This is a genomic window from Variovorax sp. PAMC 28711, assembly GCF_001577265.1.
Lineage (GTDB): Bacteria > Pseudomonadota > Gammaproteobacteria > Burkholderiales > Burkholderiaceae_C > Variovorax.
In genome coordinates this window covers 2,314,696-2,339,612 of the sequence record NZ_CP014517.1, presented here as the reverse complement: position 1 = coordinate 2,339,612, position 24,917 = coordinate 2,314,696, and the positions used below count along the sequence as shown (strand labels likewise).

The window sequence follows — 24,917 nt, the reverse complement described above, 5'->3', positions numbered from 1 at the left end:
TGGCCGCCTTATTTCTGGATGAGGTATTCGGCCGAAGCCAGCACCAGCAGCACGGCGGCCGTGACGCGGTTGAGCTTGACACCATCGGGGCTCCCGGCGGTCACGGCCGGCTGCACCAGCGCGCCGACGATCAGCGCCACCGTCGCGGCAGACAGCTCGTTGCCCGTCATGAGGAGATTGAGGCGCGCCACCAGCGCGGGCGGATCGAGCACCAGCGTTTTTTCCACCGTGTAGGTGGCCACGACATCCTTGTTGTTGAAGCCGTTCTGCAGGATGTTCTGCATGAAGTTGAGGTAGCCCCCGACGCTGGTTTCGTTCACCAGCTGGAACTCGGGCGCCACCAGCCGGGCGGCCGCCATCGCCGTCGACGGCGGCACATAGCCGGGCCGGAAGAAATTGAAGACCGAGGGCGAACGCAGCGGGCTCTGCCCGAGGCCGTTGTTGCCGGCGTCGCTCCGCGCGCCGATCCCCCAGGTGTCCAGCGTCGACTGGATGCCGAAAGTGCGACCCCACTGCACGAAGCGCAGCATCGGCTCGCGCAGCCGGCCGAAGTTGGCGTCGGTCAGGCCCGCGGGGCTGCGCGCTTCGTTGTCGAGCAGCACGGCGGCGAACACGCTCTTCATGTCGCCGCGCACGCCGGCGCCGTTGTCCACGAACACCGCTGCCACGCGCGCCACGTAGGCCGGGCTCGGGTTGCTCGTGACCAGCCGCTGGATCACCTGCTTGCAGATGAAGGGCGCCGTGTTGGGGTGCGCGACCAGCGTGTCCAGCGCAATCTTCAGTGCCTGCGCGCCGGGCGTGCTGGCGGGCACCGTGGCGCCGAGAAAATTGCTCGCGAGCGTCGAGTGGTTGCTGGCCGTGAGCACCATCGGCCGCCGGGTCCAGGCGCTGGACTCGATGGTGTAGCCCGGTCGCGCGACCGAATTCTTTTCGGCTTGCTTGATGTCCAGGTCGTAGCCCGTGAAGACGCGCGCGATATTGGTCACGTCGTCCTGTGTGTAGCTGTCCATCGGGGCGCCGTCGGCACCGGTCTTCGTCGTGCCATCCGGGTTGAGCTGGACCAACCCGAGCGTCATCAGCTGCATCACTTCGCGCCCGTAGTTCTCGTCAGGCTGGCGGCCGTTGTTGTTTTCCTTCTGGTTGCCGCGCGTGTTCAGGTAGAAGCCCATCGCCGGGTTCAGCGTCACGTCTTCGATCAGCTTGCGGAAGTTGGTGGTGACGCCCGCGACCATCGTGTCCCAGTAGCCGGCCATCAGGAGGTCGGGCCAGTTCGAGCCGATGTCGTTGGCCGACACCACGAAGATCTCGGAGAAGACCAGCGCCATGCGCTTGCGCACCGCATCGGTCGACTTCATGAGCTGCTGCCAGATCATGCTGTCCACGCTCGCCGTGCCCTCGGCCTTGCTGTTGAGCCAGTCCCAGCCTGTCTGCGTGGGCGCCATGTCCATCTGCTCGCCGAGCCACGGCAGATAGCCCTTGGCACGGACCGCCGCGATGTCGGCGTCGGATGCGGAAAACTGCGCCTGCAGCAGGAACCGCGCGGCCTCGGCATCCGTCTTGGCCTGCGTGTAGACATAGGTGCTGGCCGTCGCCGTGTTGTTGATGGCTGTGAGCGAGCCGGCCTGCACGGTCGTGTCGGTGCTGCCGGCCGCTGCTGTGCCGTTGGCGCCCGGGGCGCCGAACAGACCGAGGCCGCTGCCGCCTCCGCCACCACCACCACCGCAGGCGACCAGTGCACTTGAAGCGGCGAGTGCCGCGGCCAGCCTTCCATGCGTGCCCGGTGTTTCAGCGCCCTCGACGGCTGGCACGGCATCTTCGGTCGCGCGCACGCGACCGTCTTCGATGATTTCGACCATGGTTCCCTCGCTCCTCAGCGCTCTCGCACTTTGTGACTTTTTGTGACTTAGTTCTCGGACAAGGCAAAAGGCGTGCCTTGGTGCCGATCCGCGTCTGCTCAGAAATGTAAGGGCTGTCTGTAGGACTAAGGATGTAATTCAAAGTGACTTTTTCGTCACTTGGACACATGTCGGCGGTCGTCAACGGGCGCGAATTGTCGTTAAGGCTTCGCCGACTCGAGGCTGTCGCGCGTCTTGATGGCCTCGCGCCGCGCCGCGTCGGCAAAGTCGTCGTTTGGCGAGGCGTAGCAGATCGCGCGCGACGAATTGACGATGATCGGCGCGTCGCTGCGCCACCCGGCGCGCACCGTCGCCGCGGCGTCACCGCCCTGGGCGCCGACGCCGGGAATCAGCAGCGGCACGGTGGGCGCCAGCGCGCGAACGCGCTCGATTTCGGCCGGGTAGGTCGCGCCGACCACCAACCCCAATTGGCCGTTCAGGTTCCACGGCCCCTGGGCCAGGCGTGCAACATGTTCATACAGAAAAGGCTGCCCTTCGATGCCGGCCAGCCGCTGGCCCTGCAGATCGTCGCCGCCCGGATTGCTGGTGCGGCACAGCAGGAAAGCGCCCTTGCCTTCGTGCTGCAGATAGGGCGCGACCGAATCGAACCCCATGAAAGGCGAGAGCGTGACCGCGTCGGCGCCATAGCGTTCGAAGGCCTCCAGCGCGTACTGCTCGGCGGTGGACCCGATGTCGCCGCGCTTGGCGTCCAGGATGGTCGGCACGTGGGGCGCATGGCGGCGCATGTGCTCCATCAGGCGCTCCAGCTGGTCCTCGGCGCGGTGCGCGGCGAAGTAGGCGATCTGCGGCTTGAACGCGATGACGAGGTCGGCCGTGGCGTCGACGATGCGGGCGCAAAAGTCGTAGATCTTGCTGGCGTCGCCCTTCAGGCCCGCCGGAAATTTGGCGGGTTCGGGGTCGAGCCCCACGCACAGCAGCGAGCCGTTGCGGCGCTCGGCGGCGCGCAGCTTGTCAAGAAAAGTCATGGCGGGATTCTAGGAAGGCGCCGATTCGAGGGTGGCGGCCGCCAGACACAGGTCGGCCCAGGCGCGTCCTTTGTCGGCCGGATTTCGCAGCAGGTAGAGCGGGTGATAGGTCGCGACCAGCGGGACGCCGGCCAGTTCGGGCACGGGCACGGCGCGGCCTCGCAACTTGCCCAGCGGCTCTGCGCTCTGCAGCAGACTCTGCGCAGCGAGCGGGCCCATGGCCAGCACGATGCGCGGGGCCAGGGCGGCTGCGTGCGCCGCGAACGCTTCGTCGAACGCCAGCGCGCTGTCGGCTGCCGAGCCCGCAGCGGCGCGGTGGGTGCGCACGAGGTGAACAGGCGCGTCGCCGGCGTGCAGCTTCAATGCGCGCAGCATGTTGTCGAGCAGCCGACCGGCATCGCCGTCGAAGGGTTGGCCGTGACGGCCATCGGCTTCGGGCGGCATGTCGGCCACGATGAGCCAGCCTCCGGTGGCATCGCCTTCACTGCCGTAGAGACGGCGCGGGGTGTCAATGCGCACGGCGGACGTGCTGCGCGGCGCAGGGGCCGACACCGGCGCCGACTTTGTCGCGACCCGCGCGGCGACTGGCGCCGCTTCTGCGGGCACAGCGACCGTCCTGGCCGCCACGGGGGGTGCCTCGACAGCGGGCGGCGCCTCGGCCTGGGCCGCGGCATCGACAACGGCCGCGCTCGCCGCACTCGCCGTCGGCCACCACACCTTCACGCCCATTTCGTCGAGCATGGCGCGATGGCGCGCATCGAGATTCAGCGTGGATTCGGTCATTGGAGGGCGCCCCAGGCGCTGCCGGTTTCATCGAGGCGAAGGCTCATCACGATCGCGTTCTCGCGCTGGTCGCCGACATCCGGGTAGTAGCCCTTGCGCAGGCCGACACGGCGAAAGCCATGGCGGATGTAGAGGTCGAGCGCTCGCTGGTTGCTTTCGCGCACCTCCAGCCAGAGCCACTGTGCGCCCTGCCCGCGCGACCAGCCGGCCAGCGCTTCGAGCAGCAACGGCGCCCAGCCCTGGCGCTGGAACGCGGGTGCGACGGTGAGGTTGAGCAGATGCACCTCGTCCACGCCTTTCATGGCGACGAAATAGCCGATGAGCGCTTCGCCGCCGAGGAGCAATTGGCAGTGGTAGCCGGCGTCGAGCGAATCCGAGAAGTTGAGCGGCGTCCAGGGGTGGCTGTAGGCGGTCTTCTCGACCGCGCAGACCGCGTCGATCCGATCGACGGTCAGGGCTTCGAGGCGGGCTTCGAGGGGCTGGAGGACGGCGCTCATGCGGACGGTGTGGCAATGGCGGTGCCCGCCTTGAGGGCGGCCCGCTCGTCGGTGGTTTGCGCCACTTTATCGCGGACGTAGAGCGGTAGCGCATCCGCCGGCGCGACGCTGCGGCCGGCGGCCAGCAGGCCGGGTGCGAGCCGCAGCATCGCCTCGGCGGTCGGCAAGACCACGTGGCGTGCCGTCGCGGCTGACAGCCGGTCGCCATAGGCGGTGAAGGCATTGCCGGCGAGCGCGAATCCTCCGGGCACCACCAGCTGTTCGGGCGCCAGCAACAGCGCTTCGGAATCGGCGGGGCTCCCGTCGAAGGTGTACTGCGCCGCATAGACCTGGTCCATGCGCGCGTCGAGCACGGCGACCACGCGTGTCGCGCCGAAGCGCCGGTGCGCCGCTTCGGCCACCGCCTGCAGCGTGTCGACCGGCAGCAGCCGCACGCCGGCGCCGAAGCCCAGGCCCTGCGCCACGGCACACGCGGTGCGCAGCCCGGTGAACGAGCCTGGGCCGCGCCCGAAAGCGATGGCGTCGAGTTCGGCCAGCGTGAGCCCGGCTTCGCCGAGCAGTTGCAGCACCAGCGGCAGCAGCGTGGTGGACGACTGCGCGCCGCCCGCGCCACTGTGCGCGAACAGCGCATCGCCGTGCTGCACCGCGATCGAAAGGTGCTCGGTGCTGGTGTCGAAAGCAAGAAATTTAGGCATGGGATCGAAGGGCCGGCATCGCCGGTTTCTGCAGAACGACCGCCGCTTGCCGGACGCCGAAGAGGATGCCGCCGGTCACGAGCAGCAGCCCGGCAATCAAATTCCAGTGCATCGGCTCGCCCAGGAAAACGACCGCGCCGAGCGCCGAGAGGCCGGGCACCAGCGCGGTGATCATCGTCGTGCGCACCGGGCCGAAGTGCTGGATCATTTTGGTGAAGGTGATGCCCGAGACGACGACCGAGCCGACACCCTGGAACGCCATCTGGAAGGCCAGTTCGCCCCACGGCGCGCTGCCGATGTGGCTGGTCACCACGCCGAACGCGGTCAGCAACGCGTAGACCGGCACGAAGGTGAGGAACGCGAACACCGTGATCGCCACCGTCGCGCGCACCGCATCGAGCGCATGGCGGCGCGCCACCACGCTGTAGCAGGCCCAGCAGAAGGCGGCGCTCATGAAGAGCAGATCGCCCTGCCACACCGAGCCGCCATCGAGCGCATGCAGCAGGCTGTGGCCACCGACCAGCAGGTCGCCGAGCACGATCAGCGCCAGTCCGGCAGCGCGCGCCGGCGTGATGCGGTCGCGCAGCACCAGCGCGGCGAGCAGCGTGGTCCAGAGCGGCAGGCTGCCGGGCAGCAGCACCGACGCATGCGAGGCCGGCGCGAAGAAAAAGCCCGAATAGGCGAGCAACGCATAGGCCAGGCCGCCGAAGACGCCCGCGCTGGCTGTCACGCGCAGCGACAGCGGCGAGAGGCCGAACAGCGAATCCGCGCCCTGGCCCTCGCGACGGCCGCGTGCCACCAGCCAGGCGCCCCACGGCATCAGGACCAGGCTGGCACCGCAGATGCGCGCGAAGGCCAGGTCGAAGGGTGTGAGCGAACGTCCGGCCGAAGCACGCGCGATGACGATGAAGGCCGTCCACACCGCGACTGTGACCACGGCCGAGGCGATGCCGATCGCGCGCGGACTGAAACGGGGGGCGGACGGGGTCGCGGCGGGCATCCCGCCATTATCGAGGCCGGGATAATCCTGCGATGCGCCCTGCCTTCCTTGCCCTTTCCAGCCTGCTCCTGTGCGCCAGCGCGCTCGCCCAGCAAGCACTCCCGCCCGAAGTCGACGCCGCGCTCGCCCGCGCCAAGGTGCCGCGTGACGCGGTCACGATGCTGGTCGCCGACGCCGATGCGGTGCGGCCGCCGCGCCTGGCCTGGCGCGCGCAGGCGCCGGTGAATCCGGCGTCGATCATGAAACTGGTCACCACCTACGCGGCGCTCGACATCCTCGGCCCCGCCTTCACCTGGACCACGCCGGTGTACACCGACGGCGCGATCGTGAACGGCGTGCTCAACGGCAACCTGTACATCAAGGGCCAGGGCGATCCGAAGCTGGTGATCGAGCGCCTGTGGCTGCTGCTGCGGCGCATCCAGGGGCTGGGCATCCACACCATCGCCGGCGACATCGTGCTGGACCGCAGCGCGTTCGAGACGACCGAGGCCGATCCGAACGCGTTCGATGGCGAAGGCCTGCGTCCGTACAACGTCGCGCCCGATGCGCTGCTGCTCAACTTCAAATCGGTGGTGATGACCTTCGTGCCGAACCGCACGGCGCAGACCGCGCAGGTCAACTTCGAGCCTTCGCTCACCGGCGTCGCGATGCAGACCACGGTGCCGCTCTCGGCCGGCGACTGCGGCGACTACCGCAGCACGCTCGCGGCCGACTACGCCGACCCGGCGCGCATTCGCTTCGCCGGCAGCTACCCGGCGAGCTGCGGCGAAAAGGTCTGGGCCATCGCCTATGCCGATCCGCGCAGCTACGCGGCGCGCGCCGTCGGCGGACTGTGGGGCGAGATGGGCAGCCAGCTCAAAGGCACCGTGCGCGACGGTCGCGTGCCGGCGGGCCTGAAGCCGGTGTTCGAGGTGGCGTCGCCGCCGCTCGCCGAGGTGATCCGCGACATCAACAAATACAGCAACAATGTGATGGCGCAGCACGTGTTCCTCACGCTCGGCCTGCAGCAAAAGAACCGCGGCTCGCTCGACGGCGCGCGCGACACCATGAAGCAGTGGTGGAACAACCGCATCGGCACCGGCGAAGGCCAGCCGGTGTTCGACAACGGCTCGGGGCTGTCGCGCCAGGAGCGCATCACCGCAGGCGAGCTCGCCAAGATGCTGCAGGTCGCGTGGCGCTCGCCGGTGATGTCGGAGCTCATGTCCTCGCTGCCCGCCTTCGGCGTCGACGGCACCTTGAAGCGGCGCGCCCTCAAGTCCGGCGGCGCCGCGCATCTGAAGACTGGCACGCTGCGCGATGCGGCAGGCGTGGCGGGCTACGTCGACGGTGCGAGCGGCCGGCGCTACATCGTCGTGGCGATCGCGAACCATGCGAACGCTGCCGCAGCGCGGCCGGCGTTCGATGCGCTGGTGGACTGGGCGACGCAGGATTAGAGGTTCAGCGCCCGCGCTACGCCGCAGCGCGCTGCAACCGATCGCGCACGCCTTCCCACTCTGCATCGAGCGGCGGCATTTCCACCCAGATCAGCTTGACGCCCTGCGCGTCGAATTCACGCAGCACCGCGAACAGTTGTTGCGCGCTGGCGGCGGCGTCGTCGGGCATGCGGCGCTGCACGATGCGCGACGACCGGCTGCGCAGCAGAGTGCGCGACCAGATCGCGATGTGCGCCGCGTTGGCGCCCAGCACGTCGAGCCCCGTCTGCATGGCCTTGGCGTCCATGAGCCGCAGCCTGGCCGTCGGCGCGTAGTGCGATTCGAGCGTGCCCGAGGCGCGGGGCGCGGGCTCCGAGAGCGCGTCCTTGCTGCTCAGTGTTTCGCCACAAGCCGCTTCGATCTGCGCACGGGTGATGACGCCGGGGCGCAGCAGCACCGGCGCGCCGCGCGTGCAGTCGACGATGGTCGATTCGATGCCGACCGCGCACGGCCCGCCGTCGATGACCATCAGGCCGTCGCCGAATTCGTCGTGCACATGCTGCGCGGTGGTCGGGCTCACGCGGCCGAAACGGTTGGCGCTGGGGCCGGCCAGGCCCGGCACGCCGATCTCGGCGCAGGCTTCCAGCAGCGCCTGCGCGACCGGGTGCGCCGGGCAGCGCAGGCCGATGGTGTCCTGCCCGCCGGCTGCCGCGGCGCCCACGCCGGGCTGGCGCGTGACGATGAGCGTCAGCGGTCCCGGCCAGAACGCGGTGGCGAGCGCTTGCGCGAAAGGCGGCAGCGGCTGCGCGAAGCGCGACAGCGACTGCGTGCCGTGCGCGCCGGCCGCGATGTGCACGATGAGCGGATGGTCGCTCGGCCGGCCTTTCGCCGCGAAGATGCCGGCGACAGCGGTGTCGTTGCTCGCATCCGCGCCGAGCCCATACACCGTCTCCGTCGGGAACGCGACCAGCCCTCCGGCCCGCAGCACGCGCGCAGCCTCGGCGATGGCATCGGGCAAATCCCCGTTAAAAATCACTGCATCTCCTGTCGTGGAACACCGCGGAACCGGCTTTGCCGGGCCGCCGGTGTTGCCCCCGGTAGGGGGTTGGCGAAGCGACACGCAGTGCGCGGAGACTGGGGGCGAGCATTATTCCGACAGCGGGATCGGCAGGCCAAGCAACGCAGCCGCGAAATCCGCAGTGCTGCGCACGCTCGCGATGTCGGCGCCGGTGATGTTGAGGTGGCCCATCTTGCGGGCGCGCCGCGCCTCGGTCTTGCCATACAGGTGCAGGTGCACGCCGGGCAGCGCGAGCACGTTGGCCCAGCCGGGCTCCATGGCCGGCGCATCGGGGCCGGAGAACCACAGGTCGCCGAGCAAATTCAGCATGACGGCCGGGCTGTGCTGCCGCGGCGGGTTCAGCGGCAGGCCGGCCATGGTGCGCACCTGCAGCTCGAATTGGGAGATGTCGCACGCGTCCATCGTGTAGTGGCCGCTGTTGTGCGGCCGCGGCGCCATTTCGTTGACCACCAGCGTCTCGTCGGCCAGCACGAAGAATTCGACGCACAGCACGCCGACGTAGTCGATGCCGGTCGCGATGCGCTTCGTGGCGTCGATCGCGCGCTGCGCCAGCGCGGCCGGCATGTTCTCTTCATGCACTTCGGTCACGGCGAGGATGCCGTCGCGGTGCAGGTTGCGCTGCACCGGGAAGTTGACCATCTGGCCATCGTGTCCACGCGCGACGATCACCGAGCACTCGTAGTCGAGCGGCATGCGTTTTTCGAGCACGCAGGCCACGTTGCCGGAGGCGTCCCAGGCCGCGGCGAGTTCCGCGCGCGTGGCCACGCGTTGCTGGCCCTTGCCGTCGTAGCCCAGGCGCGCCGTCTTCAGGATGCCGGGCAGCAGCGCATCGGGCACGGCTTCGAGGTTCGCGGCGGATTCGATCACTGCGTACGGGGCGCAGGCCACGCCGCAACGCCCGAAATGCGCCTTCTCGGCGATGCGGTCCTGCGCGATCGCAATGGCGGGCGCGCCGGGCGCCACGGGCCGGGCGCTCGCGAGGTGTTCGAGCGCCGAAGCGGGCACGTTCTCGAATTCGGTCGTGACCGCGTCGGCGAGGCCGGCCAGCCGGGCCAGCGCGTCGACATCGGTGTAGTCGCTGTGGATGTGAAAGTGGCTCACGCGGCCCGCCGGGCTGTCGGCGTCGGGGTCGAGCACGGCCGTGAAATAGCCCATGCGTTGCGCCGCGTGCGCGAACATGCGGCCGAGCTGGCCGCCGCCGAGCACGCCGAGCGTGGCGCCCGGGAGGACGGGCAGGGTGGCGGTCACAGCGCACCCCCGCCCTGCGGGGAAAACGGGGAAATTGCGCTTGGCGACTCGGCCGGCGGCAGTGTCATCGCTTCGGCGGCGGCGGTCTGCGCCGTGCGGAAATCGTCGAGCTTCGCGCGCAGCGCCGGGTCGTTGACGGCCAGCATCGCAACGGCGAACAGCGCCGCGTTGGCGGCACCGGCATTGCCGATCGCGAAGGTCGCGACCGGCACGCCCTTGGGCATCTGCACGATGCTGTAGAGCGAATCGACGCCTTGCAGGTGGCGGCTCGCCACCGGCACGCCCAGCACCGGCACGGTGGTCTTGGCGGCCAGCATGCCCGGCAGATGGGCCGCGCCGCCGGCACCGGCGATGATCGCGGCGAGCCCGCGGCCGGCTGCTTTTTCGGCGTAGGCGAAGAGTTCGTCGGGCATTCGGTGCGCCGAGACCACCCGGGCCTCGTGGCGAATTCCGAATTGCGTGAGAATCTCGACCGCGTTGCGCATCGTCTCCCAATCGGAGCTCGAGCCCATCACCACACCGACCTGAATGGTTTCGTTCATGGTTCCAATTTTAGGTTTAACCCCCTTCCGAATCCGATTGCGCCCACGATGATCGACATCACTCTCGAAAACTTTCAGTCCGAACTGGTCGACGGCTCGCTCACCACGCCCGTGCTGCTCGACATCTGGGCCGAATGGTGCGGCCCCTGCAAACAGCTCGGTCCGGTGCTCGAAAACCTCGAAACCGAGTACGCCGGCCGCTTCACGCTCGCCAAGCTCGACGCCGACAAGGTGCCGCAGATTTCGCAGCAGCTCAGCCAGATGTTCGGCGTGCGCAGCATCCCGTTCTGCGTGATGTTCAAGGACGGCCAGCCGGTCGATGGTTTCGTCGGTGCGATCCCGGCGGCCGAGATCCGCACGTTCCTCGACAAGCACGTGCCGGCGGCCGAACAACTCGAGGCTGCAGCCGAAGAAGAAGCTGCACACGAGGCGCTGGCCGAGGGCGACACCCTGGGCGCGCTCGAAAAGCTCCAGCACGCCGTCGCGACCGATCCGGCCAATGACGACGCCCGCTTCGACTGCGTGAAGCTGCTGCTGCAGGAAGGCCGCACCGATGAGGCCAAGGTCGTGTTCGCGCCGGTGATCACCCAAACCACGCTGGTGCGCCGCTTCGACGCCCTCCAGCGCTGGATGAACGCCATCGATTTCGCGGCGCCGCCGGCCGGCGAGCTGCGCCAGGCCGCCGAGTTCGAGGGGAAGATCGCCGCGAACAAACGCGACTTCGACGCCCGCTTCGGCCGCGCGCAGGTGCTGATGGCCGAGCAGCGCTGGACCGAGGCGATGGACGAACTGCTCGACATCCTGATGCGCGACAAGGCCTGGAGCGACGACCTGGCGCGCAAGACTTACATCGCCATCCTGGACATCATCGAGCCGCCGAAAGTGAAGGTCGCCGACGGCCAGATCCCGCCGGACGATCCGACGGTGGCCACCTACCGCCGCCGCCTGAGCAGCGTCGTCCTGAGCTGAGGTTCGCCATGCGCATGCACTTTCTGCCGTTCTCCCGCTTCCTGCTCGCCGCCACCTTCGCGCTGGGCATCACCGCCTGCGGCAGCGGCATCAGCCTCGACGAACCGATTGAGGGGCCGGTGTGGTGGCTCACGCGCTTGAACGACCAGCCGGTCGCACCCGGCGGCGAGCCGCAGCGCGATGCGCAGGTGGCGTTCGACCGCAGCAGCGGACGCGTCAGCGGCGCGGGCGGATGCAACCGCATCTCGGGCACCTTCACGCGCACCGGCAGCGCGCTGCGCATCGGCCAGCTCGCGTCCACCCGCATGGCGTGCGCCGACCCGGCCCGCGGCGACATCGAGGCGCAGTTCGTCCAGGCACTGCAGACCACGGCGTCCTACCGGCTGGCGGGGCCGGGCCGGATGAACCTGCTCGATGCCAGCGGCCGCACGGTCATCGTGCTGAGCAGCGCGCCCTCACGCTGAGGAGGGCGGTCCCGCGGCAATGAAGGCCAGCGCCGCCAGACCGGGCAGAAAGAAGTAGCCGCCGCCGACGACAGTGGTGAAGCGCGGCAGACCGCCGATCCGCAGGCCGACCGGCAAGCCCTGCACCGTGAAGCCGCGGCCGGGCGCCGTCCCGAGGATCGGATCCTCTTCGTCATGCAGGCCGCCGAAGCGCGGTCCGCCGATCCAGCTGCGCTGAATGAACTCGAACTGCCGGTCCAAGTCGGCATTGAGTGCGATGAACATCAGCCCCTGCCCTTGTCCGATCTCGCAGGTGCTTTCGGTGGCGCCCGCTTCGGCGTACACGCGCCCGCGCCGCAACAGGCGATGCAGCCGGGCGCTCGCGACGCCTTCCTGCGGCGAGCCGGACAGCGCATCGCGCGGGTTGGCACGCCGCACATGCGCGCCGCGCGGGCAACCGAAACCGTCGGCGTCGTCCTGCAGGTAGCGAAAGCCGTCCAACCCCGTCTGGCTGCCACCGAGCGCCGCCAGCGAGCGACCGTCCCGGCGCCGGCCCATCATCCGTTCGGCAATGTCGGGCACCGGGCAAGTCGCCTCGAAGGCCCGGAGGACGTCAACGTGCTGCGCGATCTGGCGCACCGCCATGTAGCTGCCGTTGCGGCCGAAGCGCGCGAACGGCCGCGACGGGGCCGAGGCCCAGGCCAGGCCCGGGCAGTACGCAGCCTCCCGGTATTCGTTGGCATGGCCGAGCACGAACTCGCCGAGTGCGACGCGCCGGTCGTCGAACAGCGCCTTGCCGGCCTGCCGACGGGCGCGGATTTCGGCCTGCGACCAGGCGATGCCCTCGGGCACCGGCTGGCTCAACCCGTCGCGAAAGCCGAAGGGCTCGCGCGATCCGGGTTCCGGCTGCGTCGGCGGATCGATGGAGGCCGGACAGGTCGCCACCACGTGCGCCCGCAAGCCCCAATCCGCCAGCAACGCCGGATCGAGATGGCGCGACGGCGTGGCCTCGTCGGCCCAGAAGTGCGCGACCAGCAAGTGCACCGCTTCGGTGTCGACATCGCCCCATCGCCACGGCGATACCGCATCGCCATCCAGCAGCTCGCGGCGCACCGGCTCCGCCATGCCGCCGCGAAACGCGCTGGGGAAAGGATTCGCCTCGGCGTCGGCAAGCCCGAGCGCGGACAGGCCGGCATGGCTGAAGGCGACCGTCACCGATTCGGTCAGCCGCGTTTTCTGCCCTTCCGCGGGTGCCGCCGCCTGGCCCGCGACATGCGGCCGGCGCACCGCGTCCAGCGCGTGCACCAGGCCTTGCGCGAGGAGGCCGGCGAGCCAGCAGCGGACCCGCGCCGCATCGTCGACCTGCAGCAGCAGGTAGTGGCCGCGACGCAGCCGCGTGAAGCCGGTGCCCACGAGGGCCTGGATGTCGTCGAAGGCTTCTTCGAGCCCGGACAGGGTGTCGCTCATGATTCCAGCGCCCTCGCAATCTGGTCGTCGTGGACGGCGCTGCGCCGGCCCTGCAGCGCCACGCGCAACCGGGTCGCGCGCACGATGTCGTCGTTCGACAGGCAGTACGCCTCGAAGCGATGGAGGTGCGGCACCATGCTGTCGCGCGCATAGGACTTGAACGCCTGCTCGCACTTGCAGCCGCAAAACATCTGCAGGCGCGTCGGCGGGAAACTGCGCGGCGTCACGACGCCCGGCTGGTCGTCACGCGCCGCGTTGCGGGGCCGCAGCTCGGTGTTGCGCCAGACCAGGTTGACGCCCTGCGACGCACCGCGGATGAAGCCGTCGAGGTAGCCGCCGAAGCCGCCATCGAAGTTGCTGCAGAACAGTAGCCGTCGGCCACCGTCGATCACGTGCCAATGGCCGAACTTGATGCCGCCGGCATGGCCCAACCGCCCTTCCGTGAAGACGAGCTCGCCCAGCAGGTTGATGAGCCAGAGCCAGAAGCGCACGCGGCGCAACGCGGCCTTGCCGCGGATGTCGGTGAGGCTGATCATGTGGCCCGTGCGCAGCGCGGTCGCCGCCTCGCACGCCTGCAGGCTCGGATGCACGCGGTGGAGCGGCACGTCGGGCAGCGCCACCGGGCGGTCGGCTTTCGCGATGCGTTCGGCGAGCGCGGCGGCCACTCGCTTGATCGCACCCGGCCCCCACTGGAGCCCCGCGCCGACGACGCACGCCGCGCCTGCAGCCAAGACGACGACAGTCCGCAAGTTGGGTGAAGCCACGGCGTTCCAAGGCGGAAGACCGCAGGCGGCGCCGCGCATGACGGCGAACATCCACGCAGTCAGCGCCACAGTCGCCGCCAACAGCACCGCGCCGACCAGCACCGCCGCGACGATCGGAAAGAACGGCGGGCCGCGCAAGGTGGATGCGGCGCACAGCAGCAGCAAGAACGCGGCGGACAGGCCGATGGCGAGCACCGCGAGGCCGCCGATCGCGGTGAGTGCACCCAGGCACGCGGGCAGCCGGTGGTCGCCGGACGCAGCCCCGCCCGATGCCGAGAAGCCGACACCGCTCCACCACTGCACCGACGCCAGCGCGACCGCGCCGAGCCCCATGAGCAGAACCAGCAGCACGAGCAACGGCACGACCAGCCGGACCGACAGCAGCGCGATCCGCACGCCATCGGGCCGGTTGCCGTGCCGCCAGAACGAGCGCCGCGGCAGCTCGGCCGTCCACGCGCCGCCGGCCTCACGCGCCCAGGCCGTCATCTCGTCCCCGAGCGCAGCGCAGTCCGGCACGCGGTCGGGCGGCAGGCTGCGAAAGGCGGCGCCGGCCTCGCGAAAGAAGGCGTTCTCGCCGCAGACCTGCGCCACGTCGCGGTCGCGGTTGCCGACGAAGCCGCAGGCCGCTGCGTTCGCATGCTGCGCGAGAAAGGCGTGCAACCAGTCCCGCTTCGAATGCGTCGAGGCGCCACGCGGTCCCGGCCAGTGCGCGCCGTAGAGCCGCCACAGCACGCCGAAGCCGTGCAGCAGCATCAGCCCGACCAGCTCGGGCGTCGGCACGCCTTCGTCGACGACGACTTCGAACAACAGCGACGCCGGGGCATCGGGCCGGTCCGGCACCGCGGGCAACAGCGCGAGCGTCGCGAAATGGATGCGGCCGATGGCGCGGCACATGCGGTCGATGCGGCGCTGCACGCTCGACGACACCTCGGGCACGCCCGGCGTGATGAAGCACATCATCTGCTCGCGTGCCATCGCGCGGCCCTAGTCCCGGAACGCCAGCCGGGCCGACGCGATGCTCGGCCCGTCGTAGCAGAGGCGCCGCCACCACGGGTCGGCCCATGTCACGCCGGGCAACTGGAGCAGCCCGATCAAGGCGCTCACCAGCATTTCGACGACATGCTCGCCCGCGATGCAGTGCCGGCGGCCGCCGCCGAAAATCATGAGCCGGTCGTGCGGGTGCACGAAGACGCGGTCAGGGTCGTAGGTGTCGGGCGGCGATCCGGCATGGGCCGCGGGATCGAACAGTGCGCCGATGGTCAGCACCGTCAGCGGCACGCCGGCCGGGGCGCGCGCCGCCCCATCCGCGCCGTAGCGCACGTCGCGCGGCACCTCGCGTTGCAGGATCGGAAACGGCGGCCGGAAGCGCAGCAGTTCGAGCACATGCTGCCCGAGGCGATCGCGCAGCGGCGCATCGCGCCAGGGGTCGGTGCACTGCCCGACGGCGTCGGCGAGCGCGCGCAACACCTTCGGCCGCACCAGCAACTCCTGCATCAGCAGCGCGCCGCTCTGCACCGTGGCCGGATGACCGACCCACATCATGCCGACGGCGTTGCGCGCCACCGCGTCGCGGTGCGTTGCGCCTTGCAGGCCCCACGCGGCCTGCAAGGCGGGCAGGTGCGCGTGCGTCCACGCCGTGAGTTCGGCGGCGCTTTCCCGGGCGCGGCGCTGCACCGCCTCGGTCGCCACCCCGCCGACGATCAGGTGCGCGCCGATGTTGCGCAGGTGCACGAACAGCGGATCGCCCGCCGGCAACGACGGCAGGGCCGCGCCGAACGCCCCGCCCATCGCCTGCCACGCGATCGGCGCCATGTAGTCGCCGATGAGGTCGAAGCGCCGCGCCGGCCCGGCGCGCAGCGCCTGGACGAGGCGCCGGCTTTCGGCTGCCGAGCGCATCGCGAAATCGTCGGGCGGCGGCAACTGGCGCAGGAGCAGCGCGCGCTCGCACGCGTGCCGCGGTCCGGACGCCATGCCGATCGCGAACTCGCCCGCCACCAGGTTCGGCCGCTGCGCCGAATTGGAAAAGGCCAGTGGCCGCTGGAACACGCCGGCCACGTCGTCGCGCGCGGCCACGATGTGCAGCCGGCTGCGCATCGCCGGACGGTTCCGGATGAAGGTTGCGAGCGCGCGCAGGGCCCGCGGCTGGTGAATCGCTGCGCTGACGGCCTCGTAAGCCGCCCACCGACCGAAACGGGCCAACGCACCCTCAACCATGAAGGCGCGCCATGCCGCAGTCGTGCGCAGCTGCCTGGGCCTGCTGCGTGTGCAGCGCCGCGTCGTGCGCGCGGCCTGCTTCGCCTTCGATGCCGGCGAGCAGTTGCAGGGCGCGCGCCTCGTGGCCGCGCTGTTCGAGCGCGCTGGCGGCTTCGCAGGCCGTCCGCGCCGCGACGATGGCCTCTTCGGCACGGCCGGCCGTCTGCAGCGCGATGGCGAGGTTGAACGGAAAGTAGAACTCGTTGTAGCGCCCGCCCGACAGCGAGATCTTCGCGGCGATGGCCGGCTCGAGCAGCGCCAGGGCCTGCAGCGCCTGGCCGCTGCGCGCCATCGCACCGCCGAGGTACGCCACGATGGCCGGCTGCATGTTCGACAGCTCGTGCACGCGGCACAGTTCGAGCGCCGACCGCAGCAGCGTGACGGCGTCGCCGGCGCGGTGCTGGGCGAGCATCAGTTCGGCCTGCACGAAGTCGACCAGCACGCGCGAGAAGGCGTGGTCTTCGGCGGCCAGCTCGCGGTAGGCGGCATCGCACGCGGCCTGCGCGGCGACGAACTCGCCCTTCCAGATCAGCGTGTCGGCCAGAAAGGTCTTGACGTTGATCGACGCGATGACGGCCCAGCCTGCCATCAGGCGACGACCCCGCAGTTCGACCGCGAATTCGCGCTCGACCTCGGCGGCATCGGCGCCCGCCACGGCATAGCGGCCGAGCCCGTGGTTGAGCATCATGCGGGCCTGCATCGCGGCCATCTGCAGGCTGCGGCTGCCGGCCGCCAATGCCACCGCGCCGGCGTTGGCGGCGGCTTCAAGGCCTTGCCGATAGCTGCCGCGCGTCCACAGCACGACGGCGAGTTGCAACGCCACCGCCGCCTGGCGACGCGTGTCGCCGAGCGTGCGCGTGATGCGCTCGGCCCGTTCGAGATTGGTGACGATGGCATCGAACAACCCGACCGCCATCTGCGCGCCCAGCGCCTCCATGCGCAGGGCAAGCTCGCAGGTCAGCATTGCCGCTTCGGGTTCCACGCGCCGGGCCGCTTCGAGGCCGAGCGAAAAAACGCGCAGTGCGTCGCGGTTGTCGGAGCGCGCAATCGACCGCGTCATCGCGCGCTGCGCGTATTCGGCGGCCGACAGCCACTGCTCGCCGTTGTAGGCATGGTGCGCGAGCACGGCCGGGTTTTCGGAAGGCGGGTCGCCGCCGCGCAAACGCAAGGCGTCGAAGGCGGCGCGGTGCAGCTGGCTGCGACGCGCTCGGGTCAGCGTCGCGGCCACCGCCTCCTGCACCAGCCCGTGGCGAAACGCATACGCACCCGAAGCGCCGGCACCGGCCGACGCGGTGATCAGCCCGCCCGACATCGCCTGCCGCAGATGGCTTTCCGCTTCGGCCTCGTCGATGTTGCGCATGGCGGCCACCACGCCCGAGAGCAGCGGTTCGCCCACGATGGCCGCGGCCTCCAGGCTGGCCTTGGTGTCGGCCGGCAAGCGGTCCACGCGCGCGCCGATGACCGCCATGATCGACGCCGGCACGCCGAGCGGCGATGCGCCCGACGTGGCGCGGTAACCGCCCGGCAGGCCGAGCAGACTGCCGCCGTCGACCAGTGTCATCACCATCTGTTCGAGGAAGAACGGATTGCCGTCGGCGCGGTCGAGCAACGCGGTGCGAACGGCGTGCAGCGATTCGTCGCCGCCCAGCAGCGCCTGTGCGAGTTCGACCATGCGCTCGGAAGGCAGCGGACCGATCCAGTGCTCCGCGAACCACGGCGCGTCGCTCCAGCGGTGCACGTAGTCCTGCCGGTAACTCATGAGCACCAGCAGCGGCTGCGACTGCAGCCGGCGCGCCAGCATTTCCAGCAGGCGCAGGCTGCCGCGATCGGCCAGAAACACGTCGTCGATCGCAAGCACCAGCGGCGCGCTCCGGGTCCGTTCGCGCACCAGCCAGGCGAAGGTGTTGGCGATGCGCTCGCTGCGTTGCAGCGGCGAGAGCGCGCGCCAGGCGTCGCCGGCGTCGCCGGCATCGAGCAGGTCGGTGAGGGCGGCGCTGTGCAGGTTGGCCGGCTCGGCCGAGGGGTCGCCACCCAATCCGAGCAGCACCCGAGCCAGGTCGGCGACGAGCCCGTACGGCACGTGGCTCGCATAGCCGCGCGCGGTGACGGGCGCCACCGCGAATCCGTTGGCACGCAGGTGGGTCGACAACTCGGCGATCAGGCGCGACTTCCCGATGCCGGCCTCGCCGCGCAGGCCGACCGCGCAGAACGCGCCGGCGCGCACCCGCTCGGCGATCGCCTTCAGGTCGTCGATCGCCTCCGTGCGGCCGACCAGCGGGCCGAGATAGCGCCGACGTGCCAGCGGAGCCGCCGCCGATCCCTGCTGGCCGACGGTGATCTCGTGCACGTCGACCGGCGCGCTGAAGCCGCGAAGCTCGCGCTTGCCCAGCAGCCGCGTCTCGATCTGGTCGCCGACCAGCTGCATGGTGTTGCCGCTGACATGCGCCGTGCCCGGCGATGCAAGTTGCTCCAGCCGCGACGCGAGGTGAATCGGCGGCCCGTCGACGCGGTAGGGCGTCGACATGTCGGCCCCGCCCGGACCGGCGATCACCTCGCCCGAATCGATTCCGATGCGCACCCGCATGGGCGACTCGGCGGTGGTGTGGGCTTGCATCGCCTCGAGCATCGCGCTGGCGGCCAGGCAGGCGCGCAGCGCGTGGTCCTCTTGCGCGAGGGGGGCGCCGAAGAGCGCCAGCAATTCGTCGCCGCGCCATTGCATGCGGGTGCCGCCGTACGCCTCGACGGCCTCCGACATGAGGCGGTAGGCGGTGTCGAGGTAGGCCTGCCCGGCCTCGGCCCCGGTCTGCACGACCTGGGCGGTGGAATCGCAGAGGTCAGCGAGCAGGACGGTGACCTGTTTCAGCTCGCGCTGCGCATCCAGCAATGCGCCGCACTGCCAGCAAAAGCGGTGACTGGCCTCGCGTGGCGTTCCGCAATTTGCACAAGCGTTCATCCGCACCTCTGTGTTTTCGGGCACGCCGACTCTAGCGAGTCGGACCGTCTTGTCTATCCACCAAAAAGAGGATCCGCCGCGCTACCAGCGGGCGGGAAGCGCCCGCAGCAGCACGATGCAGCGCTGCTCGACGGCGACATAGCCGCCCTTCTCGAGGTCCTTGAGCAGGCGGCTGACCATTTCGCGCGACGAGCCGATCTCGCCGGCCAGCGCCTGGTGCGTCAGGCGCTCGGCGATGCGGCGGGTGCCGTCGACCGCCGGCTGCGCCCGGTCTTCGAGCACACGTTTGAGGCGGCTGTAGACGTCGAGCAGCGCCATGCTGCGCGCACTCTCGGTCGCGAGCCGGGCGCGGCGGATCAGGCGCGTGATCAGCCCCAGCGAAAATTCCGGGTCGGCGGCGATGTGGCCCAGCACGCTCGCGCGCGTGACGACCGCACAGACGGTGGGCTCCAGCGCTTGCACGCTCGCCGAGCGCAGGCCGCCGTCGAGCGACATCTCGCCGACGTATTCGCCCGGTCCGTGCACGCCAAGCGTCACTTCGCGGCCGCGCGCATCGGACACGAACGCGCGCAGCCGGCCCGTCAGGACGATATAGATCGAATCGCCGAGGTCGCCTTCCTGGATCAGCAGGCTGTGGGTGCGAAAGTGGCGTTGCGTGCCGCACTCGGCCAGCCGCAGGAGCGACGGCGGCAGGGCGTCGGTGAGGTCGGCGCGCAGCGCGGCAGGAGGCATCCGGCCACTATACGGCCCGCCCCGGCGGCTCCGTTACTCGTGAGCGACAAGGCGCAGCGCCGACACCACCTGCGGCATGCGCGAGACGCGGTGCACGATCTCGCGGATGCTGGTGCTGCCGGTTTTCTGCCGCACGTTCTTGATGTGGGTGCGCACGGTCGACAGGCGCACGCCCTGCACGCAGGCGATCTCGTCGGCACGCTGGCCGGCGCACAGCTGGGCCAGCACGTTCTGCTCGGAGCGCGTGAGCCCCTTGGATCGCGCGAACATCTGCATCGTGAGGCTCTCGCAGCCGTGGCGACGGCTGCACATGACCAGCACCGTGTCGACCGGCCCGCCGTCCGCCGCATCGAGCGGCACGAAAGCGAGTGACAGCGGATCGCTCGCGTGCGCCAGTTCGACGATGCTGCGGCAGCCGCGCTCGGCGTCTTTGAGGGCCTGACGCAACGCGCGCTGACCCGCTGCGCCGGTGCACGCCAGCACACCGTCGACATTGCGCATCGCGTGGCCCGACGACAGCGCGTGGCGCGCCGGATGGTTGGCGTGCAGGATGCGGCCAGCGAGGTCGAGCACCAGCAGGCCATGGTCGATTTCGTCGAGCACCCGGGCCAGCATGCCGGGCTGCATCGAAAGGTCCGCCGTCGATGGGTTCATCTCTCGCTCCTGTCCTTTGGGGATGCGAGAAGTGTGAACAAATGCACACTTCGAAAAGCGTGACTATTGCCGGCCGGCTTGTGACTTATTCACCTTTTCGGGCGGCTCGCCCGACGCTCAGCCGGTGAGGCGTTCGAGCGCTTCGCGGTACTTCGCGGCGGTCTTTTCGATCACTTCGGCGGGCAGGCGCGGTGCAGGCGGCGTCTTGTCCCAGGGCTTGCCATTGATCTTCGTGGCCTCCAGCCAGTCGCGCACGAACTGCTTGTCGTAGCTCGGCGGGTTGGTGCCGGCGGCAAGCGCGGCTTCGTAGCCCTCGATCGGCCAGTAGCGCGAGCTGTCGGGCGTCAGCACCTCGTCCATGAGCACCAGGTTGTCGGCTTCGTCGAGGCCGAACTCGAACTTGGTATCGGCAATGATCATTCCCTTTTCGAGGGCGATCGCCGCCGCGGTTTCGTAGATCAGGATGCTGATCTCGCGAATCCGCTGCGCCAGCGTCGGGCCGACGACCTCGACCATGCGGTCGTAGCTGATGTTCTCGTCGTGCTCGCCGGCCGCCGCCTTGGCTGCGGGCGTGAAGATCGGGCGCGGCAGCTTGCTCGCGTTGGTCAGGCCTTCGGGCAAGGGCACGCCGCACACCGCCCGGTTTTCCTGGTATTCCTTCCAGCCGCTGCCGGCCAGATAACCCCGCACCACCGCTTCGACCGGGATCGGGCGCAGACGCTTGACCAGCATCGAGCGGTCAGTGACCTGCGGCGCCTCTTCCGCCGTGACCACGCTCTCGGGTGCCTCGCCGGTGAGGTGGTTCGGGCACAGATGGCCGAGCCGGTCGAACCACCAGAGCGCCATCTGCGTGAGGATCACGCCCTTGCCAGGAATCGGCTCGCCCATGATCACGTCGAACGCGCTCAGCCGGTCGCTGGCGACCATGAGGATGCGGTCGTCGCCGACCGCGTAGTTGTCGCGCACCTTGCCGCGCGCGAGCAGGGGCAGGCTTTGGATGGACGAGGTGTGGACGGTGGTCATGGCTGAGACAGGATGAAATCGGGACGGAAACGAGACGGATGGCTCTGATTGTGCGCGCAGAAAAAAGCCACCGCGAGCGGTGGCCGGTGCTGCGAAAGGGTCACGCGCTTCAGGTGTTCGACGCCTGGTAGATCGATTCGATCGCCTTGTCCAGCGCCGCGTTGAAGTCGGCATCCGACTGCTGGGCGCTCAGGCCCTCGGTCAGCGCGCGGCTGAAGCTGGCGATCACGCCGGGGTTCTTGGCGAGCATCGCGTTCGAGTCGTCGCGGCTGTAGCCACCCGACAGGGCCACCACGCGGACCACCTTCGGGTGCGCGACCAGCTCGGCGTAGAAGCCGTCGACCGTCGGGATCGACAGCTTGAGCATGACCTTCTGGTCGGCGCCGAGGGCGTCCAGTGCCTTCAGCAAGGCCGCCTTCAGCAGCGCTTCAGCTTCCTTCTTGTCGGTGGCCTTGATGTTGACTTCCGGCTCGATGATCGGCATCAGCCCGGCCGCGAGGATCTGCTTGCCGACGACGAACTGTTGCGCCACCACGGCGTCGATGCCCTTGGCATTGGCAGTGTTGACCACCGAACGCATCTTGGTGCCGAAGATGCCCTTGGCCACCGCTCGCTTCAACAGCGCGTCGAGCTCGGGCATGGCCTTCATGAGCTGCACGCCGTCGGCTTCGTCGGCCAGGCCCTTGTCGACCTTGAGGAAGGGGACGACCTGCTTGTTTGCCCAGAGGTAGGTGGCGGCGTCCCGGCCCTCGAACTGGCGGTCCATCGTCATCTCGAACAGGATGGCGCCCAGCACGCGCTGGCCGTTGAAGGCGGGGCTCGCGACGATGCGGCTGCGCATGGCGTGGACCTGGTCGAACATTTCGGCATCGCCCTGGTAGGCGGTCTCTTCGACGCCGTAGAGCTTGAGCGCCTTCGGCGTGCTGCCACCGCTCTGGTCGAGTGCGGCGATGAAGCCCTTGCCCGTGGTGACCTTGTCCAGTTGTTCCTGATTCACTGCGTTGTCCTTGTTCGTTTTCGTGTCCGTCGACATGGCGGTATGGGGGTAGCGCAAGATTGTATCGGCGGCCTCTATCGCCCCGCCGGCAGCCCGACGAAGGCCAGCACGGGCGGCAGCACCGGCCCGCCGAGCCACTGCAGCGGCTTGGCGACATTGCCGATCAGCGTGATGTGGCTCAGGTCGTCGTATTCGTGCGTCTCGACCGACACGCCAGCCGCACGCAGCTTCGTTGCCATCTGGCCGGTGTTGCGCACCGGATTCACCAGCTTGTCCTTCGTCGCGGCCAGCAGCAGCGTGCGCGGCGCAGCGGCTGACGCATGTGCCAGGGGCTGCGAGTCCGGTGGGGTGTCGGGCCAATTGAAGGCCACCTGGGCTTGCGGGTTTTCGATCGGCAGGAAGTCGTAAGGGCCCGCCAGGCCGATCCAGCCGGCGAACTGCTTCGGACTGCCGCCGACGGCGCCGAGCCACCGCGCATCGAGCGCCAGCATGGCCGCGTTGTAACCGCCGGACGAATGGCCCATCACATAGACCTGCTTCGGGTCGGCCCCCAGCCGTGCGGCGTTGTCGAGCGCCCACTTCGCCGCCAAGGCGCTGTCCTGCACGAACACCGGGTACTTGAAAACCGGCGAGAGGCCGTAGTCCGGGATCACCACCACCGCGCCGCGCGACGCCAGGGCCTCGCCGACGAACTTGTAGCTCGCGCGATCGCCGTTACTCCAGGTGCCGCCGAAAAAGAACACGACCAGCGGCTTGGCGCCGTTGGCGGCCATCGAGGCCGGCAACGGCGTGTACACGTCGAGCCGCTGCCGCGGGGCCGCGCCGTAGCCGATGTCGCCCTCGAAACCGTAGGTGCTGCTCGGCGTCAGGCCATTGACGATCTTGATGGGCGAACAGGCCGTGAGCAGCGCGGCGCCCGCGAGGGCAGCCGCAGCGAACAGCCCGCCGCGTGGCCGGGGAAAAAGAAGTTTCATGAAAGCCATACGAAGTGCAGACCGAAATGGTTTCGGGAGCATGCGCATGGCCCGCGGTCGCGTCGGTAGGACGCGACCGCCGCCTGGCCTAGCTCGCCCGGCAGATCTTCAGCATGTTGGTGCCGCCCGGTGCGCCCATGGGTTCGCCGCAGGTGATCGCGTAGACGTCGCCGGTCTGCACGATGCCGCGCTTCTTCAGATGGGCTTCAGCCTGCTCGAGCGCGGTGTCGCGGTCGGTCTGCGAATCCATCAGCAGCGGGCGCACGTTGCGGTACAGCGCCAACTTGCGCTGCGTGGCGAGGCGCGAGGTCAGCGCATACATGGGGATGTGGGCGCGATGGCGGCTCATCCAGAGCATGGTCGAGCCCGATTCGGTCAGGGCGACGATCGCCTTGGCGCCCAGGTGATGTGCGGTGAAGAGCGCGCCCATGGCGATCGACTGGTCGATGCGCGTGTAGTTCTTGCCGCTGAAATCGGCATCGAGTTCGAGGTCTTCGGCGGCCTCCGCAGCCTCGCAGATGCGGCTCATTTCCTGCACCGTCTCGAGCGGGTATTTGCCCGACGCGGTCTCGGCGGAAAGCATCACCGCGTCGGTGCCGTCGAGCACCGCATTGGCCACGTCGCTCACCTCGGCGCGCGTCGGCACCGGGTTGGTGATCATCGATTCCATCATCTGCGTGGCGGTGATGACGACCCGGTCCATCTCGCGCGCCATGCGGATCATTTTCTTTTGCAGCGCAGGCACGGCAGCGTTGCCCACCTCGACCGCGAGGTCGCCGCGCGCGACCATGATGCCGTCGCTGGCGCGGATGATTTCTTCGAGCTTGGGGATCGCCTCGGCGCGTTCGATCTTGGCGATCAACCCCGGCCGGTGGCCGTATTCGGCCGCGGCCACGTTGCACAGCTGACGCGCCATTTCCATGTCGGTCGCGTTCTTCGGAAAGCTCACCGCCACGTAATCCGCCTGGAAGCTCATCGCAGTCTTGATGTCTTCCATGTCCTTGGCCGTCAGCGCGGGCGCGGTGAGGCCGCCGCCCTGCTTGTTGATGCCCTTGTTGTTCGACAGCTCGCCGCCGAGCTTCACGGTCGTCAGAACCGTTTCGCCCTTGACCGCATCGACGATGAGCACGATCAAACCGTCGTTCAGCAAGAGCCTGTCGCCGGGCTTCACGTCGCGTGGCAGGTCTTTGTAATCGAGGCCGACGCCGTCGATATCACCCAGTTCCGTGCGCGCCGCATCGAGCACGAACTTCGCGCCCGGCAGCAGGAACACCTTGCCTTCGGCGAACTTGCCGACGCGGATCTTCGGGCCCTGCAGGTCGGCCATGATCGCCACCTCGCGGCCCGTCTTGCGCGCCGCCTCCCGGACCATCACGGCCCGCGCGATGTGGTCGGCCGCGGTCCCGTGGCTGAAGTTCAGCCGCACCACGCTGACCTTGGAGAGGATCATTTGCTCGAGGATCTCCGGCGTGTTCGAGGCGGGGCCGAGCGTGGCGACGATCTTGGTGGCGTGACGGGGAATGCGGGTGTGGTCCATGTCGGTCTCCTGTTT

At 69.4% G+C, this 24,917-nt stretch carries 22 protein-coding genes; 3 read left to right on the top strand and 19 right to left on the bottom strand.

The genetic code is table 11. The annotated features are described in order from the left end of the window. Positions 1-8: 8 nt before the first annotated feature. The 6 genes from AX767_RS11500 to AX767_RS11475 all read right to left on the bottom strand — a co-directional run bounded on the left by AX767_RS11500 (position 9) and on the right by AX767_RS11475 (position 5,856). A complete protein-coding gene (locus AX767_RS11500; protein WP_068631461.1) occupies positions 9-1,856 on the bottom strand; it encodes a DUF1800 domain-containing protein in 1,848 nt (615 codons plus the stop codon). Positions 1,857-2,056: 200 nt separating this feature from the next. After that, entirely contained in the window at positions 2,057-2,881 is an 825-nt protein-coding gene (gene pyrF / locus AX767_RS11495; RefSeq protein ID WP_068631459.1) for an orotidine-5'-phosphate decarboxylase, read from the bottom strand. Positions 2,882-2,890: 9 nt separating this feature from the next. Further along, complete coding sequence (locus tag AX767_RS11490; protein ID WP_068631457.1) at positions 2,891-3,664, bottom strand: uracil-DNA glycosylase family protein; 774 nt, start codon at positions 3,662-3,664, stop codon at positions 2,891-2,893. Then, positions 3,661-4,161 carry a ribosomal protein S18-alanine N-acetyltransferase gene (gene rimI, locus AX767_RS11485; protein WP_068631454.1) on the bottom strand — a complete coding sequence of 167 codons (501 nt, stop codon included), beginning with the start codon at positions 4,159-4,161 and terminating at the stop codon, positions 3,661-3,663. Before rimI ends, AX767_RS11490 begins: the two co-directional genes overlap by 4 nt. Then, positions 4,158-4,856 (bottom strand): tRNA (adenosine(37)-N6)-threonylcarbamoyltransferase complex dimerization subunit type 1 TsaB, encoded by a 699-nt coding sequence (gene tsaB, locus AX767_RS11480; RefSeq protein WP_068631453.1) that lies wholly within the window; start codon positions 4,854-4,856, stop codon positions 4,158-4,160. Before tsaB ends, rimI begins: the two co-directional genes overlap by 4 nt. Beyond that, on the bottom strand, positions 4,849-5,856 hold the full coding sequence (locus tag AX767_RS11475; protein ID WP_068631451.1) for a DMT family transporter: 1,008 nt from the start codon (positions 5,854-5,856) through the stop codon (positions 4,849-4,851). The genes tsaB and AX767_RS11475 overlap by 8 nt, the downstream gene beginning before the upstream one ends. Before the next feature lie 32 nt (positions 5,857-5,888). On the opposite strand from AX767_RS11475, the gene dacB reads away from it, so the two are divergent. Beyond that, entirely contained in the window at positions 5,889-7,289 is a 1,401-nt protein-coding gene (dacB, locus tag AX767_RS11470; RefSeq protein ID WP_068631449.1) for a D-alanyl-D-alanine carboxypeptidase/D-alanyl-D-alanine endopeptidase, read from the top strand. A 16-nt stretch (positions 7,290-7,305) separates the two neighbouring features. Here the strand turns inward: dacB and AX767_RS11465 are convergent, their stop codons facing one another. The 3 genes from AX767_RS11465 to purE form a co-directional block, all read right to left on the bottom strand. Then, complete coding sequence (locus AX767_RS11465; protein ID WP_068631447.1) at positions 7,306-8,304, bottom strand: L-threonylcarbamoyladenylate synthase; 999 nt, start codon at positions 8,302-8,304, stop codon at positions 7,306-7,308. Between the two features lie 111 nt (positions 8,305-8,415). Further along, complete coding sequence (locus tag AX767_RS11460; RefSeq protein ID WP_237288642.1) at positions 8,416-9,525, bottom strand: 5-(carboxyamino)imidazole ribonucleotide synthase; 1,110 nt, start codon at positions 9,523-9,525, stop codon at positions 8,416-8,418. Positions 9,526-9,590: 65 nt separating this feature from the next. Next, entirely contained in the window at positions 9,591-10,136 is a 546-nt protein-coding gene (gene purE / locus AX767_RS11455) for a 5-(carboxyamino)imidazole ribonucleotide mutase (protein ID WP_068631443.1), read from the bottom strand. 48 nt (positions 10,137-10,184) lie between these two features. Here purE and AX767_RS11450 point away from each other — a divergent pair, with 48 nt between their 5' ends. Both AX767_RS11450 and AX767_RS11445 read left to right on the top strand, forming a co-directional pair. Beyond that, positions 10,185-11,105, top strand: coding sequence for a tetratricopeptide repeat protein (locus AX767_RS11450; protein WP_068631441.1), 921 nt, complete (start codon positions 10,185-10,187; stop codon positions 11,103-11,105). An 8-nt stretch (positions 11,106-11,113) separates the two neighbouring features. Then, the gene (locus AX767_RS11445) at positions 11,114-11,569 is read left to right on the top strand and encodes an META domain-containing protein (RefSeq protein ID WP_068631439.1); all 456 of its coding nucleotides are present in this window, start codon (positions 11,114-11,116) and stop codon (positions 11,567-11,569) included. Here AX767_RS11445 and AX767_RS11440 read toward each other — a convergent pair. The 10 genes from AX767_RS11440 to pyk all read right to left on the bottom strand — a co-directional run bounded on the left by AX767_RS11440 (position 11,561) and on the right by pyk (position 24,902). Further along, entirely contained in the window at positions 11,561-13,015 is a 1,455-nt protein-coding gene (locus AX767_RS11440; protein WP_068631437.1) for a Dyp-type peroxidase, read from the bottom strand. The genes AX767_RS11445 and AX767_RS11440 overlap by 9 nt on opposite strands. Beyond that, positions 13,012-14,754 (bottom strand): hypothetical protein, encoded by a 1,743-nt coding sequence (locus tag AX767_RS11435; protein ID WP_068631435.1) that lies wholly within the window; start codon positions 14,752-14,754, stop codon positions 13,012-13,014. Before AX767_RS11435 ends, AX767_RS11440 begins: the two co-directional genes overlap by 4 nt. A 9-nt stretch (positions 14,755-14,763) precedes the next feature. After that, positions 14,764-15,978 (bottom strand): cytochrome P450, encoded by a 1,215-nt coding sequence (locus AX767_RS11430; protein ID WP_068631433.1) that lies wholly within the window; start codon positions 15,976-15,978, stop codon positions 14,764-14,766. Positions 15,979-15,985: 7 nt separating this feature from the next. Continuing rightward, complete coding sequence (locus AX767_RS11425; RefSeq protein WP_082754992.1) at positions 15,986-18,985, bottom strand: ATP-binding protein; 3,000 nt, start codon at positions 18,983-18,985, stop codon at positions 15,986-15,988. Positions 18,986-19,066: 81 nt separating this feature from the next. Continuing rightward, a complete protein-coding gene (locus AX767_RS11420) occupies positions 19,067-19,717 on the bottom strand; it encodes a Crp/Fnr family transcriptional regulator (protein WP_068631429.1) in 651 nt (216 codons plus the stop codon). Positions 19,718-19,750: 33 nt separating this feature from the next. Further along, positions 19,751-20,371: a helix-turn-helix transcriptional regulator gene (locus AX767_RS11415; protein ID WP_068631427.1), complete on the bottom strand. Its 621-nt coding sequence runs from the start codon at positions 20,369-20,371 to the stop codon at positions 19,751-19,753. A 117-nt stretch (positions 20,372-20,488) separates the two neighbouring features. Beyond that, positions 20,489-21,394, bottom strand: a complete 906-nt coding sequence (locus AX767_RS11410; protein ID WP_068631425.1) for a phosphoribosylaminoimidazolesuccinocarboxamide synthase — start codon at positions 21,392-21,394, stop codon at positions 20,489-20,491. Positions 21,395-21,503: 109 nt separating this feature from the next. Beyond that, positions 21,504-22,391, bottom strand: a complete 888-nt coding sequence (locus AX767_RS11405; RefSeq protein WP_335338829.1) for a fructose bisphosphate aldolase — start codon at positions 22,389-22,391, stop codon at positions 21,504-21,506. A gap of 74 nt (positions 22,392-22,465) precedes the next feature. Beyond that, positions 22,466-23,365 carry an alpha/beta hydrolase gene (locus AX767_RS11400; RefSeq protein ID WP_068633609.1) on the bottom strand — a complete coding sequence of 300 codons (900 nt, stop codon included), beginning with the start codon at positions 23,363-23,365 and terminating at the stop codon, positions 22,466-22,468. Between the two features lie 88 nt (positions 23,366-23,453). Then, positions 23,454-24,902, bottom strand: coding sequence for a pyruvate kinase (pyk, locus tag AX767_RS11395; protein ID WP_068633607.1), 1,449 nt, complete (start codon positions 24,900-24,902; stop codon positions 23,454-23,456). Positions 24,903-24,917: the final 15 nt, after the last annotated feature.